Genomic DNA, 20,844 nt, shown 5'->3' with positions numbered 1-20,844 from the left:
TAATTTTTTTTATTTATAAAACTATTTACACTATTTAACTTCATATCAGATGTCTTAATGATTATAATCATCCACATCAAACTAATTAATCTAGAAAAATAAATGGATATAAACCACATTATAATAACTATTTTGATGATAGGAATCCCATTAATATTTGCAATCACAATACATGAAGCCGCTCATGGATATATCGCAAAAATACGTGGAGATAAAACAGCATACAATCTTGGTAGAGTAACTCTAAATCCAGTTTCTCACATAGATCTTATAGGGACTATAATTTTCCCCGCAATCATGTTACTTTCATCGTTAGCAGCTGGCTTCCCTTTTATTTTTGGTTGGGCCAAACCTGTCCCTATTGATTATAGTAAGCTTAAAAAACCTCGTTTAGATATTGCTTTAGTTGCTCTGGCTGGACCTCTGGCAAACTTTATTATGGCAATCATATGGGCATTAGTCGCAAAATACATCGATTTACACCCATACATACAAGCTATGGCTATTTACGGTATTATGATCAATGTAGTACTTATGGTTCTTAATTTACTGCCTATCCCTCCATTAGATGGAAGCAAAATTATAACGGCATTTTTATCAAACTCCCTAGCATATAAATATAATAGTATTCAAAAATATGGTTTTTTTATATTGCTAGCATTGATAATTATTCCTTTCAACGGTTCAAACCTTCTTTTTTATACAATGCAACCTTTCATAACAACGATAATAAAGCTTATCCAATTTATTATTTTTTAAATAATAAAACATTTAAACAAGACTTTTATTAGTCTTTAATTCAGATTTAAACGCAGAGATCAGTGCTTCAAATTGAACTTGATACCTTGTATGTAATTTATCACAAGTTTTTACATTTTTATTAAACAATTTATGAAGCTGGTCTTTTGTTAATTTTTGTATTTCTTTAACTGGTTTAACTAAGCTTTTTTTTGTAGCAGCCAATGCCTTAAGTAATGAATCAACATAATTTTCTAAATATATATATTTAATAAATGTTTCCTCTATTGTTTTTCCTGAAACAACAACACCATGATTTTGTAGGATAATTATATCTGATTCTTTTAATGCTTCAGCAAGTGGCAATACATGCTCTTTAGCTAAAAAAGCTCCAGTGTATGGATGATATGCTACATTATCCATAAACTGCGTAGACATTTGATCAAACACATCAAATTTCTCTTCAATCATTGATAATGCAACTAAATTCTTAGAATGCGTATGAATAATACAGCCTGCAGTATGAACTTCTTCATGCAATGTTTTATGCGTCATAGCTGTAGCTACATCAACATCACTACAATCACTAACAGATTTATGTAGTTTGATTTTAACTAATGATTCTGGGGTAGATTGTGAATATAATCTACCGTATGAATTTGTTAATATTTCATCATTATTGATTTTTAGTGAAGTATGCCCATCTGTAAGAGAATCCCAACCATAATGAGCTATTAAGCGTAACACATATGATAGCTTCTCTCTTTGAACTGTTTCATTAATATTTTTATCCATTAATTTACTTTATTATTATTTAATTTAACTACAAGGCTATCACCTGATCGGCATCAAATATATAAGTAGATTTATAATTATTTATTTCAAAAATAGAAAGAGTAAAACACATCATTTTCTTATATTGATAAACAAATTCATTAAGAGGACTACAGAATAAAATTAGTTCAAAAGTAATCTAAACAACTTAACTAAGTTGACTCTAATAGATAGAAAATTATGTTTTTATAATTGAATTATTTAGCAGGAATAGTACCCTTAAAACATGAGTAAGATATTACTTATCAACATTGAAAACCTGTTTCTTTTTATGTTTTAACATAAAAAAATCTTTCATTATTGGCTTAAATTCTTCAAGAGTCATATTTTTATAAGATTTACTAAATGCTCTATCATCATATTTGGCTATAAACTCTACAGCATCATCATAATATGGACTGTCCTTAAACTCATCTCTAAGATTTTTATTTAAACCAATTTTATCCCAAAAGTTATATCCTTGGAAAATAGAATGGTACTTTAGCATAAAATAACATTTATCAGAAATATAGTTTCTAAGAAGCTCTGCTATAATGTGATCATGATTAAATGGATCAAATATCTCGCCAACATCATGTAACAATGCAGAAATAACATAATCCAACTCTCTACCATCTTTATGTGCTAGCGTAGCAGACTGTAAAGAATGCTCAAATCTATTGATAGGAAATCCTTCTTTAGAATCTTGTAATTTTAATAATAAAGTTGAATACAGCTCAACGAGATAGTTTGAATCACAGTACTTATTCAAACCATCAATAATATTTTTAATATCACTAGCCGTTGATTCATCCATGCTTTCATAATCACTCATAACTATACACTCCATATTTGTATGAACCCTATTCAAATATATCTGATAAATTAAAACACTTCAACAAGCAAATAGTATCTAAACATAAGTAAAAAGCTATGTGATTATAAGTATAAATCCCTTTAAACGCAAAAAGCCCCGGTAGAGGATATCTACTGGGGCTTTAATATGTTGCTCTTGTTGTTGAGACTTTAATATTCGAAAAAGATGGCGACTACCTACTTTCACCTGGGCAATGCCAGACTATCATCGGCGTGTTATAGTTTCACTTCTGAGTTCGGAAAGGGATCAGGTGGTTCCTACAAGCTATCATCGCCAAAACTATGTTTTGGGCATAAAGATATTTAACAATTCAGCATAGAAATAGACTTAAGTCTCTCGGATCATTAGTACTGGTAAGCTTCATACATTGCTGTACTTCCACACCCAGCCTATCAACGTCGTAGTCTCCAACGTTCCTTACTAGCTTATAGCTAGAGAGATCTAATCTTGAAGGAGGCTTCACGCTTAGATGCTTTCAGCGTTTATCCCGTCCGAACGTAGCTACCCGGCAATGCTTCTGGCGAAACAACCGGAACACCAGTGGTTCGTTCACTCCGGTCCTCTCGTACTAGGAGCAACTCTTCTCAAATCTCTAACGCCCACGGCAGATAGGGACCGAACTGTCTCACGACGTTCTGAACCCAGCTCGCGTACCACTTTAAATGGCGAACAGCCATACCCTTGGGACCTGCTTCAGCCCCAGGATGTGATGAGCCGACATCGAGGTGCCAAACTCCTCCGTCGATATGAACTCTTGGGAGGAATCAGCCTGTTATCCCCGGAGTACCTTTTATCCGTTGAGCGATGGCCTTTCCATACAGGACCACCGGATCACTAAGACCTACTTTCGTACCTGCTCGAGCCGTCACTCTCGCAGTCAAGCGCACTTTTGCCTTTATACTCTTAGCATGATTTCCGACCATGCCGAGTGCACCTTCGTACTCCTCCGTTACTCTTTAGGAGGAGACCGCCCCAGTCAAACTACCCACCATACACTGTCCTCGAATTTCTCCTGAGTTAGAACTTCAAATATTCAAGGGTGGTATTTCAAGGACGACTCCACTTAATCTAGCGACCAAGTATCATAGTCTCCCACCTATCCTACACATAAATATTCAAAGTCCAGTGCAAAGCTGTAGTAAAGGTTCACGGGGTCTTTCCGTCTAACCGCGGGTACACAGCATCTTCACTGCGATTTCAATTTCACTGAGTCTCTGGTGGAGACAGTGTGGCCGTCGTTACGCCATTCGTGCAGGTCGGAACTTACCCGACAAGGAATTTCGCTACCTTAGGACCGTTATAGTTACGGCCGCCGTTTACTGGGGCTTCGATCCAGAGCTTCGCTTGCGCTAACCCCTTCAATTAACCTTCCAGCACCGGGCAGGCGTCACACCCTATACTTCATCTTACGATTTAGCAGAGTGCTGTGTTTTTGATAAACAGTCGCAGCCACCTGGTATCTGCAACCCCCAACAGCTCAGAGAGCAAGTCTCATCACCATCAAGGGCACACCTTCTTCCAAAGTTACGGTGTCATTTTGCCTAGTTCCTTCACCAGAGTTATCTCATAGCCTTAGTATTCTCTACTTACCCACCAGTGTCGGTTTAGAGTACGGTCGCTTATACAATATACTTAGAAGCTTTTCCTGGAAGCTTGGTATCAATAGCTTCGTCAAACAAGTTTGACTTCGTCTCGTACCTCAGATCAACAAGATGCCGGATTTGCCTAGCATCTCTACCTACATACTTTTACCTGGACAACCATTCGCCAGGCCTACCTAACCTTCTCCGTCCCTCCTTCGTTCATATAAGCGGCACAGGAATATTAACCTGTTTCCCATCGACTTCACTCTTCAGCTACGCCTTAGGGGCCGGCTTACCCTACGTTGATTAACATTGCGTAGGAATCCTTAGGTTTTCGGCCAATAAGAATCTCACTTATTTTACGTTACTCATGTCAGCATTCGCACTTCTGATACCTCCAGCAAACTTCTCAATTCACCTTCATCGGCTTACAGAACGCTCCCCTACCATATATATTATCTACATATCCGCAACTTCGGTGCATAGCTTAGCCCCGTTAAATCTTACGTGCAGGCCGACTCGACCAGTGAGCTATTACGCTTTCTTTAAAGGATGGCTGCTTCTAAGCCAACCTCCTGGCTGTCTGGGCCTTCCCACTTCGTTTCCCACTTAGCTATGACTTGGGGACCTTAGTTGGCGGTCTGGGCTGTTTCCCTTTCCACTACGGACCTTAGCACCCGCAGTGTGTCTCCCGTGATTGAACTTGATCGTATTCTGAGTTTGCATCGAGTCAGTAAGGTCGTAAAACCCCCATCGTCGAAACAGTGCTTTACCCCAATCAGTTATACACGAGGCACTACCTAAATAGTTTTCGGGGAGAACCAGCTATCTCCGTGCTTGATTAGCCTTTCACTCCGATCCACAGCTCATCCCATAATTTTGCAACATTATTGGGTTCGGTCCTCCAGTTAGTATTACCTAACCTTCAACCTGGCCATGGATAGATCGCGCCGGTTTCGGGTCTACTCCTAGCGACTATACGCCCTATTAAGACTCGCTTTCGCTACGGATCCCTTATTCAGTTATCCTCGCCACTAAAAGTAACTCGCTGACCCATTATACAAAAGGTACGCAGTCACATGTCTACACATGCTCCTACTGCTTGTATGCAAGCGGTTTCAGATTCTATTTCACTCCCTTTATAAGGGTTCTTTTCACCTTTCCCTCACGGTACTAGTTCACTATCGGTCATTCAGTAGTATTTAGCCTTGGAGGATGGTCCCCCCATATTCAGACAAGGTTTCTCGTGCCCCGTCCTACTTGTTCGTATGCTTAGTTCCACATGGTATATTTCGTATACGGGACTATCACCCTCTATCGTCAAGCTTCCCAACTTGTTCTACTATATATCATGCTAAATCATACCAGGCTCTTCCCACTTCGCTCGCCGCTACTATGGGAATCTCAATTGATTTCTCTTCCTAAGGGTACTTAGATGTTTCAGTTCCCCTCGTTCGCTCTACACTCTATGACGAGTGAGTAACTAGGTTGTCCTAGTTGGGTTCCCCCATTCGGAAATCTCCGGATCATAGGTCATTTACCACCTAACCGAAGCTTATCGCAGATTAACACGTCCTTCATCGCCTCTGAATGCCAAGGCATTCACCGCTTGCACTTATTCTCTTAAGTCTATTTCTATACTAAATTGTTAAATATCTCTATTATCATGCAAATAAAATAATGGTGGAGCCAAGCGGGATCGAACCGCTGACCCCCTGCGTGCAAAGCAGGTGCTCTCCCAGCTGAGCTATGGCCCCAAAATTCTGGTGGGTCTGAGTAGACTCGAACTACCGACCTCACCCTTATCAGGGGTGCGCTCTAACCAACTGAGCTACAGACCCGTTATCTTATTTACACTAAAATATATTATCTACAAACACTAAGTCAAATCCTCTGAATCAATAGCTAAAGCTTATTTCTATTTTTTCGTATTTCCTTTAAGGAGGTGATCCAGCCGCAGGTTCCCCTACGGCTACCTTGTTACGACTTCACCCCAGTCATGAATCACTCCGTGGTAAACGCCCATTCGTTAAGCTATCTACTTCTGGAGCAACCCACTCCCATGGTGTGACGGGCGGTGTGTACAAGACCCGGGAACGTATTCACCGCAGTATTCTGACCTGCGATTACTAGCGATTCCGACTTCATGCAGTCGAGTTGCAGACTGCAATCCGGACTAAGAGTACCTTTCTGAGTTTCGCTCCATATCGCTATTTCGCAGCCCTCTGTAATACCCATTGTAGCACGTGTGTAGCCCTGGTCGTAAGGGCCATGATGACTTGACGTCGTCCCCACCTTCCTCCGCCTTGTCAGCGGCAGTCTCAATAGAGTACCCAACTTAATGATGGTAACTATCAATAGGGGTTGCGCTCGTTGCGGGACTTAACCCAACATTTCACAACACGAGCTGACGACAGCCGTGCAGCACCTGTCACTGCGTTCCCGAAGGCACCAATCTATCTCTAGAAAGTTCGCAGGATGTCAAGACCAGGTAAGGTTCTTCGCGTTGCATCGAATTAAACCACATGCTCCACCGCTTGTGCGGGTCCCCGTCAATTCCTTTGAGTTTTAGCCTTGCGGCCGTAGTCCCCAGGCGGAGTACTTAACGCGTTAGCTACGCCACTAGATCCTTTACACCGAATCCAACAGCTAGTACTCATCGTTTACAGCGTGGACTACCAGGGTATCTAATCCTGTTTGATCCCCACGCTTTCGTCCCTCAGTGTCAGTATTAGTCCAGAATGTTGCCTTCGCCATTGGTGTTCCTTCTGATCTCTACGCATTTCACCGCTACACCAGAAATTCCCCATTCCTCTACTATACTCTAGTTTGCCAGTATCAAATGCAGTTCCAAGGTTGAGCCCTGGGCTTTCACATCTGACTTAACAAACCACCTACAGACCCTTTACGCCCAGTAATTCCGATTAACGCTCGGACCCCCCGTATTACCGCGGCTGCTGGCACGGAGTTAGCCGGTCCTTATTCTTTGGGTAACGTCCTTCCCATGAGCTATTAACTCACAAGCTTTCCTCCCCAACTAAAGTGCTTTACAACCCTAGAGCCTTCTTCACACACATGGTATTGCTGGATCAGGCTTTCGCCCATTGTCCAATATTCCCCACTGCTGCCTCCCGTAGGAGTTTGGACCGTGTCTCAGTTCCAATGTGGCTGATCATCCTCTCAAATCAGCTATAGATCGCGGCCTTGGTAGGCTCTTACCCCACCAACAAGCTAATCTAACGCAGGCTCATCCATCTGCGGCAGCACAAAGGCCACCTTTAATCCACAGATATTATGCGGTATTAACAGTCGTTTCCAACTGGTATCCCCCTCAAATGGGTAGATTCCTACGCGTTACTCACCCGTCCGCCACTCGTCAGCAAAGAGCAAGCTCTTCCTGTTACCGTTCGACTTGCATGTGTTAAGCATACCACCAGCGTTCAATCTGAGCCAGGATCAAACTCTTCAGTTTAATCTAATTTCTGACTCTAACTACTGATACTCAAATTCATTAACAAAGTGTTTGTATATAACATATCTATTAAATATCTTCCGAAACCTTGGCTTCTCAACCGTTTGGATCACTCCCAACCGGTGAAGACATATAATACGCATCACCCTTCCAAATTGCAAGCACTTTATTGAACTTTTTTGGGTTTTTTAGCTTTTTTTTGTAAAACACCTCTTTTACATTTTGAATTACTATTCAGGAAACTAAAAATTAATTTAAACTAGCAAAATCATAACACAATAACCTCAACATAAAATAAAACTCCTGAAACCTCATCTAAAACATACAATCACGTAAATCCTTGATTCATTCATCAATATTATATATAACCTCTATTAAATAGATTATAACTATGTGCATAATGAAAATTACTCTGAAACAACTTCGTGTTTTTGTTGAGGTTGCAAAAACACAATCGATAAGCCAAGGTGCAAATAAAAGTTTCATCTCCCAGTCAGCTGCTAGCATTAGTATTTCGCAACTAGAAAAGAACCTTGGCGTAACTCTTTTTGATAGACGAAAGAAAAAACTAAGCCTCAATGGAGATGGACAACTACTTTTTATAAAAGCTCTAGATATATTAGAAAGAGCAGAAGAGTTTGAGTTATTTAACATCCCCAGTCATTCACTACATGGAAACTTAACTATAGCTGCTAATGCAATTATGGCAAACTACATCCTTCCCGAACTTATTGCTAAGTTTAATAAGGAATATCCAAAAATAAATATCAGTCTAATTAGCAGCAATTTGGAAAATGCTTTTGAAAACATAGAAAAAGAAACTTGCGATATTGGTTTTGTCGAAGGTAGAATTGCTTTTCACAAATTAAATACAATAGAAATAATTATCAAAAAAGCTAACTTAAAAGTTATTTGTTCGATAAAACATAAACTTGCAACTAAAAATAATATAACTGTTGATGATATTTTTGATTATCCATGGGCTCAATATGATGATTCACTCTCATCGAGAGATATTACAATCAAAAAATTTAATGAAAACTCAAAGGTGATGCAAAACTGGATAGGTGAGTTCAACAAAGATGGCGACATCTCTTTAAATGATGTTGTTTTTAATACCTATGGCGAAGTTATAAAAGAAAACACCAACATTATGAAAAAGCTTTTCATACTCCCAAGCATAGAATCTGTCAAAAATTACATAGCCAATAGCGATCATTTAGCCATCATGTCTGAAAACTGTATCAATAATTTTGAAGTTAATAGGCTATATAGTATTCTTGAAGTAGAAGATTTATTAATGACAAGGAATCATCGCATTATATTAAAGAAGAATAAGAATCATACCAAAATAGTAAAACTTTTCAGTGATTGGCTGCAACAGCAATCATATTAACCTTAATCACAATAACTATCTACCATGGTAAACACTTTATCTAATGCATTGATCGCAATATCCAACTCCTGTTTAGAAATTGTAAGTGGAGGACCTACAAATATATGATTCCATCGCACAAACGAATGCAAACCCAATTCCTTAAATTTAGCAGCAATCCTAATCGTAATATTTACATCTTTTGCATTATAAGGAATCAATAACTCTTTTGTTTCTTTATTTTTAACAAGCTCAAAACAACCTAGCAAGCCTTTTGATCTATAGTCACCAATACACTTATGCTTAGCTTTTAAGCTCTCAACTCTTTCATTAAAATATGCAGCCATATTATTAACATTATCAAGTATGTTTAATCTTTCATACTCACTAATTGTAGCTAACCCTGCAGCACATGACACAGGATGTCCACTATATGTAGCTCCCAACACAAATGGAGTATCCTCAAACTTTGCCATAATTTTATCTGAAAACATCGCACAACCTAATGGAAGATATGAAGATGTGATACCCTTTGCCATCGTCACTATGTCAGGCTGAATATCATAATTCATAAAACCAAACCATTTTCCCGTACGGCAAAAACCACTCATAACTTCATCTATAATAAGTAACAAGTCATATTTATCACAAAGAGCTTTTACACCTTCCATATAGCCCTCTGGATATAAATAGCAACCAGAAGTACCACTAACTCCCTCTAACATTATTGCAGCAATATTTTCTGCTGCTTCATAATTGATAACTCTTTCTAGATGCTTCAAAGCTTCTTTAGTTTGTTTTTCAGGGTTGTCATTATAGATCCCATCATAAGTAGAAGGTATTTCAAAATGCACAACACCTGGTATACCATCAGAATCATGAGGTATTTTCCTAGGATCTCCTCCTAAAGTCATAGTTGCATAACTACCACCGTGAAATGATCTATATCTTGTGAGTATTTTTTGTTTACCCGTATATGCTCTAGCCGCTTTTATAGCAGCCTCATTTGCACTAGCACCACACAATGTAAAATACGCTTTATTTAAATCTCCTGGCAATAATTCAGCTAATTTTTTGGCTAAATCCCCTTTTATAGTTAATCTGATAATATTGTGCTAAAGACGTGAGTAATAGCATCAGATAAATTATCAAAAGAATTATTTACTTTTCTTAAAATTCTTTTAAAATTGGCCCAAATTTTTTCTATAGGATTTAAATCAGGAGAATAAGCAGGAAGGTATAGTATCTGTATATCAAACTTCTCTGCTATTTTAGCCAATTTAGGAGACTTATGAAAACTAGCATTATCCATAACAACAGTAGTCTTTGGAATTAACTCAGGACATAAATGCTCTTCAAACCACTGATTAAGAATTTGAGTATCTGTATATCCAGTATACTCTAGCGGTGCTATAATCTTCTTTTCTAAATAGTTATAACCAGCAACTATACTTTTTCTCTGAGTTTGATAAGCAATAACTTCACCATAGCTAGGTTTACCAACAAGAGACCATCCTCTTAGTACAGACTGTTTATTATCCATACCCATTTCATCTAAATATACAAGTTTGTTAGGTTCAATAGTCTCAACAACCTCTATAAAACTTTGCCTATCTTGTTCTTTTCTTTGCTTATATTTAGGTGTCTTTTTTTAAAACTAAAACCAAGTCTGGTAAGACAATCATAAAATGTGCTTCTAGGTATTTCAGGAGCTAATGCTTCTCTAATATCTAAAGCCATTGCATCTGGATATGTTCTTAAGTAGCTTTCTATCGCTTCCTTATCTGTAAAGGTTGCTACTCTACCGCAACCCAAGCCTTGCTTAGATTTATAATCACCAGTTGTCTCGTATAAGTTTATCCAAGATCTAGTAGTACGGATATCTATATTAAAAAAATTACTTAGCTCTTTGTCTGTTAGGCCTTCTTTATATTTAGTTATTACGATATCTCTGAAATCTTGGCTATATGATGACATTTTTTCTAAATATTATAACATTATTGTCAAATAACTATCGGATTAACTATACTTTAGTTGCATGTACTGGTGCAGGAAAAGCGATTCTTTTCATTTGCTCATTCACAGCCTCAATAACAACTTCATTTCCATGGCCAAGATTCACACTAATTAATCCCGCAGTAAAATCAAGAATTTTTTTACCATCATAATCATAAATAAAAGATCCTTCTCCTTTTTCTATGCAAATTGGATCTAAGCCACCTTGTTTAATCCAAGTGAAAACATTGTGGTCCACATTACTTTGTCTTACCTCTTCTCTAATACTCATTTTTACTCCAAAACTATCGTATAAATTTTATAAACAAGAATTCAATTATTAAACATATTAACTCATCCAATCTTTTTTATGTTTAGCATTCCACTTAGTTGTAATCTTTTTAGTCTGCGTCCAAAAATCTATTGGCTGTGAACCTGTAATATCTGATACGCCAAACTTAGAATCCTTCCACCCTCCAAAACCAAAAGGCTCTCTTGGAACTGGGACACCAATATTTACACCGCACATACCCGCAGTCAAACTATCAACAACATATAGTTAATTATTCTTAGCACCTCCAAGAGCAATACATCTCTTACCCGACTTAGCTGATCGTTCATATACCAATTTAGCTACTGGTGTTGAGCCAACAAAAGATACTGCCTTAATATCTTCATGATCACAAATACCTTCAACAATATCTTTATCTCCATGAACAATATTAAACACACCATCAGGAAGCCCTGCTTCTTTTAGAAATTCAGCTATCTTAATACAAGATAATGGTACACGCTCAGAAGGTTTAACAATCATAGAGTTACCCAAAACCAAAGCCATAGGAATAGTCCAGTGAGGAACCATTACAGGGAAATTTAAAGGCACAATACTTGCAACCACGCCAAGAGGAGTCTTTTGCTCTTTACATTCAATACCATTACTTATAATTTGCCTTCTATCATTAAGAGTTTGTGGTATTGATATTGCCAGCTCACAAAGCTCTATTGCTTTTGCTATTTCAGCAGCTCCTTCTGGGATTGTCTTACCATTTTCTTCTGAACATAACCTGGCTAATTCCTCAAAATTATCCTGTAACAACTGTCTATATTTAAAAAATATTTGAGCTCTTGTCTTATACGTATTATTAGCCCATTTTTTTTGAGCTTCTGTCGCTATTGCAACAGCCTCATTTAGATCTTCTTTTGAGGAGCATCTCATATTAGCAATAATCTCACCCGTTTGTGGATTATCAACTTCAATCTGCCTACTACCAGTTGCAGAAACTCTTACTCCATTTATAAAATTATCTAGCGAATATTTCATACCTAACTTCCTTCTTTAGAACAAAAAAATAAACATCACGCAAATACTAGTACTGAAGTCTCTATTAAGCAAATTTAAATAATTAATATCAGATATTCAAAAGATTAATTATCTTTGTAAAAATAAAAAAACTATTATTGTAACTTACTGAATCTTTTAAAGGATTACACTTGAGACATAGAAACATTAGCTTACCTGGATTAATTGGTCTTGGAATAACATCTTTAATAGGTTCAAGTTGGCTTTTCACAGCTGAATATAGCACTAAAATTGCTGGCTATGCATCAATATTATCTTGGGTAATTGCGGCAATAATGACTCTAATAATAGCTCTTTCATTTATGGAACTCAGCACGCTGTTTTCCACCAACGGTACTTCTTCAAAAATACCAATTTTAATCTATGGCCCTTCAACAGGTTTTATTTTTGCTGTCTTCACATGGCTCTCATACATGATATTTGTTCCTGTAGAAAGCCATGCTATAATTCAGTATTTAGCGGTATTTTTTCCTAACTTATTAATTAATACTTATCACTACGTAATAATAGGCTTTTCAACTGTTGCTCTAATTTGTATTTTAAACCTACTTTCTATAAAAACCATTTCAAAAATAAACAATTATTTTACATTAGCTAAAATCTTAATCCCTATATTTGTTGCACTTTTTATTATATGTTTTTTCCTATCAACTCCAGAATCAGGTGAAATAAAGCAGATATATCAAACCGAACTACAGTGGAAATGGTCTAATATTTTTAATGCTATAACCATGGGAGGTATCGCATTTTCTTTTATTGGTTTTAAAACTATCATTGAAATTGCTGGTCATGCTAAAAATCCAAAAAAGACAATTCCTTTGTCTATTATATTAGTAATAATAATATCTCTGGTTATTTTTATGCTTGTACAAATTGCATACTTCATATCAGCAAGACATTTTCCAACAGTATTAAGCAATAATAGTGCTTTTGGTGCTTTCGGTATAGTAGCATCTGAAATAGGTTCAAAACTCCTAATTACAATACTATACTTTTCAGCAATAACTTTTCCATTTATTTGCGGAGTAGTTTACTTGAGAGTTTCAATAGAATCACTAAATGTTCTTATTACTGATAATTTTTTACAAAAAAATAAAAAGCTAAGCATAAATTTGAAAGCCTTTACTTTAATTAGTTTTATATGCTCAATAACGATATTTTTTATTTTTAAAAGTTGGGAATAAGTTTCAACATTTATTGCTGCTTTGATGGCTATAACATACTTAATTGGCCCTATCGCAACTATTATCTTTAGAAAATCAATCCCCAAGGTTGAAAGAACTTATAAACTAAAATTTATTAACTTAATTTGTTTTACTGCTTTTTATTTTTCTACTCTGATTTTTTTTATAGCGGTTGGAACATAGTTATAAGTATTATAGTTTTTACATTTATTTGCCTAATAACGTTTATTATAATAGAAAAATTAAAAGCTAGGGGAAATAGACTTTTAATCTCTAAATCTTTATGGCTTATATTTCACCTACTATCTATAGGGATCATATCATATTTAGGCTCCTACCATACAAACATAGGTTTAACTACTCAATTATGCTTACTATTAACGATATGTTTTATTTCTTATTTTTTAGCTATATTTAATAGCTTAGATCATAAGATTATTGAGACTAACTACTTCGAATTTACTACTTCTGTATAAAGATCATCCACAAAACCATCTGTAGCCTTAACTAAAGCATCAATAATGCCAGATTCACTGATAGAGTGACCCGCATCTGCCACTATCTTCAACTTAGCTGGCCACACTTTATGTAAATCCCAAGCACTTGCTGCTGGACAAACCATATCATAGCGCCCTTGCACTATTGCACCTGGTATATCTTTTATTTTATAAGCATTTTTTAGAAGCTGATTTTCTTCTAAAAACAATTTGTTTTTAAAAAAATGACTCTCAATTCTTGCAAAAGCCAAGCTAAATCTATCTTCCCCATACTTATCTATCGATTTCTCATCAACCAATAGCTTGCTTGTTGAAGCTTCCCAAACACTCCATGCCTTAGCTGCTTTCTGTTTTAGCTCCTCATCATTCTCTGTCAAAATATCGTAATAAGCAGATATAAAATCATTTCTTTTCTCATTAGCTATAGGTTTAATATAGTGCTCCCACATATCAGGAAATACCTCACTAGCACCATGTTGATACAACCATGAAAGCTCTTTCTCTCTACCTAAAAAAACACCTCGCAAAATAAGCTCCGAAACTGCTTCTGGATATGATTGAGCATATGCCAAACCTAAAGTACTTCCCCATGACCCACCAAAAACCATCCACTTATTGATATTTAACTTTTCACGAATTAGCTCAAAATCTTCAATCAAATGCCAAGTTGTATTCTCTTGTAGCTCTGCAAAAGGTGTGCTCTTACCACAACCACGCTGATCAACCAATATTATTCTATATTTATTAGGATTAAAATACTGCCTATAACTTGGTTGAATCCCTCCACCAGGACCTCCATGAATGAATATCACAGGCTTACCAACAGGGTTGCCACATTCCTCAAAATATATTGTATGAATATCAGAAACTTTTAAGAACTCTTCATTATAAGCATTAATTTCAGGATATAATGGCATATCTCCACCTTGATAGTATTTAAATAATAAAACTAAGTTAATATTACTCTAAAAACCAAATTGATTAAAATTTTAACTAGCAGAATAAAGAAATTAATTAGAACCACTTGCCCAATGTAAGTGGTGGGTGCAGAGGGGTTCGAACCCCCGACCCTCGCCTTGTAAGGGCGATGCTCTCCCAGCTGAGCTATGCACCCGATTTTTAAAAGAATCGAAACTTAATGGCGGAGAGGAAGAGATTCGAACTCTCGATAGGGTTTAACGCCTATACTCCCTTAGCAGGGGAGCGCCTTCAGCCACTCGGCCACCTCTCCTAAACCATGTGAAGAATTATTATATATACATAAAACATTGTGTCAAGAGATCATCGCATAATATGCTAATTTTATTGCTCTATTGATTAAATTCACTAAACAAAACCTATAAAAATCTTTATAATGAATCAATCGTTATAAATAATTCTATATTAAATTGAGTAATAAAATGCGCAAAATACTAGTTACTAATGCTCTTCCATATGCGAATGGGGACCTTCATTTAGGCCATATGCTTGGCTATATCCAATCAGATATTTGGGTAAGATTCCAAAAACTACAACAAAATAAATGCATATTTGTATGTGGTAGTGATACCCACGGCACTCCAATAATGCTAAAAGCTAAAAACATTGGAGTAACGCCAGAAGAACTAGTAGAAAAATATTCCCAAAACCACCAAAAAGATTTTGCGGATTTTGAAGTTGATTTTGATAATTATTATTCTACTAATAATAGTTTAAATAGAACTATTGTTGAAGATATATATGAAAAATTAAATAAGCAAAAATTAATAACTAAAAAAGAAATAGCTCAAGCGTACGATCCAGAAGCTAAAATGTTTTTACCTGACAGGTTTGTAAAAGGCATATGTCCTAAATGCAAAGCTGAAGATCAATATGGTGATAGTTGCGAAGTTTGTGGTGCGACTTACGACCCTACAGAATTAATTAACCCTAAATCTGTAGTTTCAGGTAAACCCCCTATTCAAAAAAATTCGGAACATTATTTTTTTGACCTACCAGCATTGGAAAAAGATATAAAAAACTGGATAGATTCTAATCAAAACTTACAACCTGAAGTCGCCAATAAATTAGCAGAATGGTTTGAACAAGGTCTTCAAAGCTGGGATATATCGCGAGATGCTCCTTATTTTGGCTTTGCTATACCAGGTACAAATGAGAAAAAGTTTTTCTATGTATGGCTTGATGCTCCTATGGGATATATAGCTAGCTTCAGAGATTATTGTAATAAAAATGATATTGACTTTGACCAATACTGGGGAGATAGTTCTAATGAAAGCGAACTTTATCACTTTATTGGTAAAGATATCATCTATTTCCATGCCCTATTTTGGCCTGCGATCTTAGCTTCTACAGGACATAAAACTCCAACTAGTGTATTTGCTAATGGTTTTTTAACAGTAAATGGTAAAAAAATGTCTAAATCTCGAGGTACTTTCATTCAAGCAAGAACTTATTTAAATAGTTTAGAACCTAGCTATCTAAGATATTACTTTGCTTCGAGATTAACTTCTAAAATAGATGATATAGATTTAAATTTAGAAGAATTTATTACCAAATCAAATTCTGACATAGTTGGAAAAGTCGTTAATATCGCTAGCAGATGCGCTGGGTTTGTTTATAAAAAATTTGATGCTACATTAGCTGATGAAACTTTTGATATAACCCTAGAAAAAGAGTTTTATAATAATCATAAAGCAATTACCCAAGCTTTTGAAAAAAGAGAATTTGCCAACGCGGTAAGATTAATAATGTCTCTAGCTGATAAAGCAAATCAGTTCATCGATCATCATAAACCTTGGCAGCTTGCTAAAGAAGAAGGTCAAGAACAGAAAGTTCATCAAGTATGCTCTCAGGGAATAAACATGTTTAAAGCTCTAGTTTCTTACCTTAAGCCAATTATCCCAAGCATAGTCGAAAAAGCAGAATTCTTCTTAAATATTGAAATCAGTAACTGGGATGATGCTCCAGTATTTTTAAAGAACCACAAAATCAATAAATTTAAACCTCTTGCCTCTCGTATTGAAAAAGAGAAAATTGATAAAATCCTAGAAGACACTAAAATAATGTTAGAAAAAGATCAGCCTCAAGAACCTAAAAAAGAAGAACTTAAGTTAGATATATCCTCAGAGTGCAACTTTGATGATTTTATGAAAGTTGACTTACGTGTTGTTAAAATAATCGATGCTTCACATGTTGAAGGTGCTGACAAACTACTCAAACTTATACTGGATTTAGGTGGCACTACAAAACAAGTTTTTGCAGGCATCAAATCAGCTTACAAACCTGAAGACTTAGTTGGAAAACATACTGTAATGGTTGCAAATCTTGCACCTAGAAAAATGAAATTCGGAGTCTCTGAAGGTATGGTTTTAGCTGCTGGTGATGGTAAAGAGATATATATATTGGAGCCTCATGATGGCGCTCTACCTGGCATGCGTGTCAAATAATATAAAAACGTAATATGCGAAGATTTAATTATAATTTCTTGATAATTACTTTATTATTTTTTTTAGCATTACTAAACTATCTTGACCGCTCAACTTTAAGTATTGCCAATACAGAAATAACTAGGTTTTTTAACATTTCCACTACAGAAATGGGGATTTTACTTTCTGCTTTTATGTGGACTTATGCATTAGCAAGCCTACCAGCTGGCTACCTTGTTGACCGTTTTGGAGCAAACAAGGTTATGCTTTCAAGCATGATCGTATGGTCTAGCATATGCATTCTAGGTGGTTTAGTAGTAGGATTTTATTCAATACTCTTAACGAGGCTTTTACTTGGTATTGCTGAAGCTCCTTTTTTTATAGTCGCAACGAAAACAATCCAACAACACTTTCCAAGCTCAAAAAGAGGAATAATATCATCTATAGTAGCTCTAGGACCAAGGATTGCAAACATATTAGCCCCCTTAATCTTAGTAGCCCTAATACTATTAATAGGTTGGCGCGGGATGTTTATACTATTAGGTATGATAGGCCTAATAACTGCTATACTATGGCAGCAGTTACATAAAAAAGAAGGTTTAAAAAATCATCGTACATATAAGAGAACTCAGCAGACATCTTTAATCCAAATACTTAAGAACAAAAATATAATTTTTCTCTGTTTAGGGAATCTTTGTTCATCTTATGCTTACTGGTTATTCTTAACTTGGCTTCCTTTTTATTTTATAGAAATAAAGCACCTAAGCCTATCGGGAATGAGTATTGCAACCTCTGCTTCCTTCATTTCTGGAGCTATCTCAGTAATGCTTGGTGGAATAATTTCAGACTTTATGATTAAACAAAACTGTTCCATAGTATTTTCACGCTTAACTCCAATAATAGGAGGCTGTTTTATTGCTTCAATATCAATATTAACACTACCATACCTTGATAATATTTATGTGATCATATGTGTGATTGATATCACTATTTTTTGTTTAGGTCTTAGAGTCTCTCCCACATGGGCTCTTGTTGCAGATATTTCCCCCACCCACCTCTTAGGTACAATAGGTGGTACTCAAAACTTTGCTAATTTTATTGGTGCTGGTCTAGCACCATTAATTACCGGAATAATTCTGCATGTTACAAATAATAATTTTTTTATTGTATTTATTTTTAGCGGAATAATTTGCTTATTTGGATCAATTATCTATATGTTTATTCGTACAAAAAGAGTTTTAGCTTAAATTATTAAAATTACTTATACTCCTCAACCTTAACATTTCCTTTTGTTGCATTTGTTAATTCATCGATAAATCCAATCTTATCAGATACATTAATCCTAATATCCAATACAACACAATCACTATAATATTCACTCAATATCTTAACACTATAACGCTTCATAACAAGCTCAACGTTTGTTGTTTCTGAATAGTCATATAGTTAATCTGATAATATTGTGCTAAAGACGTGAGTAATAGCATCAGATAAATTATCAAAAGAATTATTTACTTTTCTTAAAATTCTTTTAAAATTGGCCCAAATTTTTTCTATAGGATTTAAATCAGGAGAATAAGCAGGAAGGTATAGTATCTGTATATCAAACTTCTCTGCTATTTTAGCCAATTTAGGAGATTTATGAAAACTAGCATTATCCATAACAACAGTAGTCTTTGGAATTAACTCAGGACATAAATGCTCTTCAAACCACTGATTAAAAATTTGAGTATCTGTATATCCAGTATACTCTAGCGGTGCTATAATCTTCTTTTCTAAATAGTTATAACCAGCAACTATACTTTTTCTCTGAGTTTGATAAGCAATAACTTCACCATAGCTAGGTTTACCAACAAGAGACCATCCTCTTAGTACAGACTGTTTATTATCCATACCCATTTCATCTAAATATACAAGTTTGTTAGGTTCAATAGTCTCAACAACCTCTATAAAACTTTGCCTATCTTGTTCTTTTCTTTGCTTATATAGTTAATCCGATAGTTATTTGACAATAATGTTATAATATTTAGAAAAAATGTCATCATATAGCCAAGATTTCAGAGATATCGTAATAACTAAATATAAAGAAGGCCTAACAGACAAAGAGCTAAGTAATTTTTTTAATATAGATATCCGTACTACTAGATCTTGGATAAACTTATACGAGACAACTGGTGATTATAAATCTAAGCAAGGCTTGGGTTGCGGTAGAGTAGCAACCTTTACAGATAAGGAAGCGATAGAAAGCTACTTAAGAACATATCCAGATGCAATGGCTTTAGATATTAGAGAAGCATTAGCTCCTGAAATACCTAGAAGCACATTTTATGATTGTCTTACCAGACTTGGTTTTAGTTTTAAAAAAAGACACCTAAATATAAGCAAAGAAAAGAACAAGATAGGCAAAGTTTTATAGAGGTTGTTGAGACTATTGAACCTAACAAACTTGTATATTTAGATGAAATGGGTATGGATAATAAACAGTCTGTACTAAGAGGATGGTCTCTTGTTGGTAAACCTAGCTATGGTGAAGTTATTGCTTATCAAACTCAGAGAAAAAGTATAGTTGCTGGTTATAACTATTTAGAAAAGAAGATTATAGCACCGCTAGAGTATACTGGATATACAGATACTCAAATTCTTAATCAGTGGTTTGAAGAGCATTTATGTCCTGAGTTAATTCCAAAGACTACTGTTGTTATGGATAATGCTAGTTTTCATAAGTCTCCTAAATTGGCTAAAATAGCAGAGAAGTTTGATATACAGATACTATACCTTCCTGCTTATTCTCCTGATTTAAATCCTATAGAAAAAATTTGGGCCAATTTTAAAAGAATTTTAAGAAAAGTAAATAATTCTTTTGATAATTTATCTGATGCTATTACTCACGTCTTTAGCACAATATTATCAGATTAACTATATTTAGGTGTCTTTTTTAAAAACTAAAACCAAGTCTGGTAAGACAATCATAAAATGTGCTTCTAGGTATTTCAGGAGCTAATGCTTCTCTAATATCTAAAGCCATTGCATCTGGATATGTTCTTAAGTAGCTTTCTATCGCTTCCTTATCTGTAAAGGTTGCTACTCTACCGCAACCCAAGCCTTGCTTAGATTTATAATCACCAGTTGTCTCGTATAAGTTTATCCAAGATCTAGTAGTACGGATATCTATATTAAAAAAATTACTTAGCTCTTTGTCTGTTAGGCCTTCTTTATATTTAGTTATTACGATATCTCTGAAATCTTGGCTATATGATGACATTTTTTCTAAATATTATAACATTATTGTCAAATAACTATCGGATTAACTATAATAAGTTTTGAGATATCGTTTTATAAGAATTCATTATTTAATAACCATGACCACTTTAATTACTGAAATAGCTTAAGCATACAATTCTATAATTTTCTTTTATAATACCAAACTACATAACTGAGTTTAGCTTTCTAATTTTTTTACAAAATTAGAGCTTGTAATATTTGATCCTCATTAAACACCTGTATACCATTTTACATCATACCTAATATTACACCCAAATAGACAAC

At 35.4% G+C, this 20,844-nt stretch carries 13 protein-coding genes, 4 tRNA genes, 3 rRNA genes and 4 pseudogenes; 6 read left to right on the top strand and 18 right to left on the bottom strand.

What is annotated here, in order from left to right; genetic code table 11:
* Positions 1-102 precede the first annotated feature (102 nt).
* Positions 103-759 carry a site-2 protease family protein gene (locus ACR0PV_RS02285; protein WP_488173407.1) on the top strand — a complete coding sequence of 219 codons (657 nt, stop codon included), beginning with the start codon at positions 103-105 and terminating at the stop codon, positions 757-759.
* 12 nt (positions 760-771) lie between these two features.
* Here ACR0PV_RS02285 and ACR0PV_RS02280 read toward each other — a convergent pair whose 3' ends face one another.
* From ACR0PV_RS02280 to ACR0PV_RS02250, 7 genes are all read right to left on the bottom strand, one after another.
* Entirely contained in the window at positions 772-1,533 is a 762-nt protein-coding gene (locus ACR0PV_RS02280; protein WP_488173406.1) for a class II aldolase/adducin family protein, read from the bottom strand.
* Positions 1,534-1,810: 277 nt separating this feature from the next.
* The gene (locus ACR0PV_RS02275) at positions 1,811-2,386 is read right to left on the bottom strand and encodes an HD domain-containing protein (protein ID WP_488173405.1); all 576 of its coding nucleotides are present in this window, start codon (positions 2,384-2,386) and stop codon (positions 1,811-1,813) included.
* A gap of 205 nt (positions 2,387-2,591) precedes the next feature.
* Positions 2,592-2,706, bottom strand: a 5S ribosomal RNA gene (gene rrf / locus ACR0PV_RS02270).
* 45 nt (positions 2,707-2,751) lie between these two features.
* Positions 2,752-5,640 (bottom strand): 23S ribosomal RNA (locus ACR0PV_RS02265).
* A 52-nt stretch (positions 5,641-5,692) separates the two neighbouring features.
* Positions 5,693-5,768 (bottom strand) — tRNA-Ala (locus ACR0PV_RS02260).
* A gap of 7 nt (positions 5,769-5,775) precedes the next feature.
* Positions 5,776-5,852 (bottom strand) — tRNA-Ile (locus tag ACR0PV_RS02255).
* 97 nt (positions 5,853-5,949) lie between these two features.
* Positions 5,950-7,483 (bottom strand): 16S ribosomal RNA (locus ACR0PV_RS02250).
* Together the 16S, 23S and 5S rRNA genes with 2 tRNA genes alongside form the textbook arrangement of a ribosomal RNA operon.
* Before the next feature lie 400 nt (positions 7,484-7,883).
* Between ACR0PV_RS02250 and ACR0PV_RS02245 the strand changes: the two genes are divergently transcribed.
* Positions 7,884-8,879: a LysR substrate-binding domain-containing protein gene (locus tag ACR0PV_RS02245; protein WP_488173404.1), complete on the top strand. Its 996-nt coding sequence runs from the start codon at positions 7,884-7,886 to the stop codon at positions 8,877-8,879.
* 2 nt (positions 8,880-8,881) lie between these two features.
* Here ACR0PV_RS02245 and ACR0PV_RS02240 read toward each other — a convergent pair whose 3' ends face one another.
* From ACR0PV_RS02240 to ACR0PV_RS02220, 5 genes and pseudogenes are all read right to left on the bottom strand, one after another.
* Positions 8,882-9,952: an aminotransferase class III-fold pyridoxal phosphate-dependent enzyme gene (locus ACR0PV_RS02240; protein ID WP_488173940.1), complete on the bottom strand. Its 1,071-nt coding sequence runs from the start codon at positions 9,950-9,952 to the stop codon at positions 8,882-8,884.
* A 2-nt stretch (positions 9,953-9,954) separates the two neighbouring features.
* Positions 9,955-10,835, bottom strand: a protein-coding gene (locus ACR0PV_RS02235; protein ID WP_488172178.1) for an IS630 family transposase whose coding sequence is annotated in 2 segments (ribosomal slippage) — positions 9,955-10,511 and positions 10,511-10,835 — 882 coding nt in all. Because the reading frame shifts where the segments join, the coding sequence is not laid out codon by codon here.
* Between the two features lie 46 nt (positions 10,836-10,881).
* The gene (locus ACR0PV_RS02230; protein WP_488173403.1) at positions 10,882-11,145 is read right to left on the bottom strand and encodes an aminotransferase class III-fold pyridoxal phosphate-dependent enzyme; all 264 of its coding nucleotides are present in this window, start codon (positions 11,143-11,145) and stop codon (positions 10,882-10,884) included.
* 57 nt (positions 11,146-11,202) lie between these two features.
* Positions 11,203-11,397: pseudogene (locus ACR0PV_RS02225) on the bottom strand (methylmalonate-semialdehyde dehydrogenase (CoA acylating)); the annotation flags it as partial.
* 15 nt (positions 11,398-11,412) lie between these two features.
* Positions 11,413-12,174 carry an aldehyde dehydrogenase family protein gene (locus ACR0PV_RS02220; RefSeq protein WP_488173402.1) on the bottom strand — a complete coding sequence of 254 codons (762 nt, stop codon included), beginning with the start codon at positions 12,172-12,174 and terminating at the stop codon, positions 11,413-11,415.
* Positions 12,175-12,344: 170 nt separating this feature from the next.
* Here ACR0PV_RS02220 and ACR0PV_RS02215 point away from each other — a divergent pair, with 170 nt between their 5' ends.
* Positions 12,345-13,397: an APC family permease gene (locus ACR0PV_RS02215; protein ID WP_488173401.1), complete on the top strand. Its 1,053-nt coding sequence runs from the start codon at positions 12,345-12,347 to the stop codon at positions 13,395-13,397.
* 448 nt (positions 13,398-13,845) lie between these two features.
* Here ACR0PV_RS02215 and pip read toward each other — a convergent pair whose 3' ends face one another.
* The 3 genes from pip to ACR0PV_RS02200 form a co-directional block, all read right to left on the bottom strand.
* Positions 13,846-14,811, bottom strand: coding sequence for a prolyl aminopeptidase (gene pip, locus ACR0PV_RS02210; protein ID WP_488173400.1), 966 nt, complete (start codon positions 14,809-14,811; stop codon positions 13,846-13,848).
* A gap of 121 nt (positions 14,812-14,932) precedes the next feature.
* Positions 14,933-15,008 (bottom strand) — tRNA-Val (locus ACR0PV_RS02205).
* Positions 15,009-15,033: 25 nt separating this feature from the next.
* Positions 15,034-15,125 (bottom strand) — tRNA-Ser (locus ACR0PV_RS02200).
* A 169-nt stretch (positions 15,126-15,294) separates the two neighbouring features.
* Between ACR0PV_RS02200 and metG the strand changes: the two genes are divergently transcribed.
* Both metG and ACR0PV_RS02190 read left to right on the top strand, forming a co-directional pair.
* The gene (gene metG / locus ACR0PV_RS02195) at positions 15,295-17,319 is read left to right on the top strand and encodes a methionine--tRNA ligase (protein WP_488173399.1); all 2,025 of its coding nucleotides are present in this window, start codon (positions 15,295-15,297) and stop codon (positions 17,317-17,319) included.
* A 14-nt stretch (positions 17,320-17,333) separates the two neighbouring features.
* The gene (locus tag ACR0PV_RS02190) at positions 17,334-18,545 is read left to right on the top strand and encodes an MFS transporter (RefSeq protein ID WP_488173398.1); all 1,212 of its coding nucleotides are present in this window, start codon (positions 17,334-17,336) and stop codon (positions 18,543-18,545) included.
* A gap of 10 nt (positions 18,546-18,555) precedes the next feature.
* Here the strand turns inward: ACR0PV_RS02190 and ACR0PV_RS02185 are convergent.
* Both ACR0PV_RS02185 and ACR0PV_RS02180 read right to left on the bottom strand, forming a co-directional pair.
* A pseudogene (locus ACR0PV_RS02185) lies at positions 18,556-18,726 on the bottom strand (hypothetical protein); the annotation flags it as partial.
* Between the two features lie 18 nt (positions 18,727-18,744).
* Positions 18,745-19,284, bottom strand: a pseudogene (locus ACR0PV_RS02180) (IS630 family transposase); the annotation flags it as partial.
* Between the two features lie 49 nt (positions 19,285-19,333).
* Here ACR0PV_RS02180 and ACR0PV_RS02175 point away from each other — a divergent pair.
* A protein-coding gene (locus ACR0PV_RS02175; protein WP_488172178.1) for an IS630 family transposase occupies positions 19,334-20,214 on the top strand; the annotation gives its coding sequence in 2 pieces (ribosomal slippage) (positions 19,334-19,658 and positions 19,658-20,214; 882 coding nt in all).
* A gap of 2 nt (positions 20,215-20,216) precedes the next feature.
* Here ACR0PV_RS02175 and ACR0PV_RS02170 read toward each other — a convergent pair.
* Positions 20,217-20,560: pseudogene (locus ACR0PV_RS02170) on the bottom strand (IS630 family transposase); the annotation flags it as partial.
* Positions 20,561-20,844 lie beyond the last annotated feature (284 nt).

It is taken from the genome of Francisella sp. AG1 (assembly GCF_057683165.1).
Note: the sequence above shows the minus strand (reverse complement) of the source record. Positions and strands in the feature narration are given on the sequence as shown.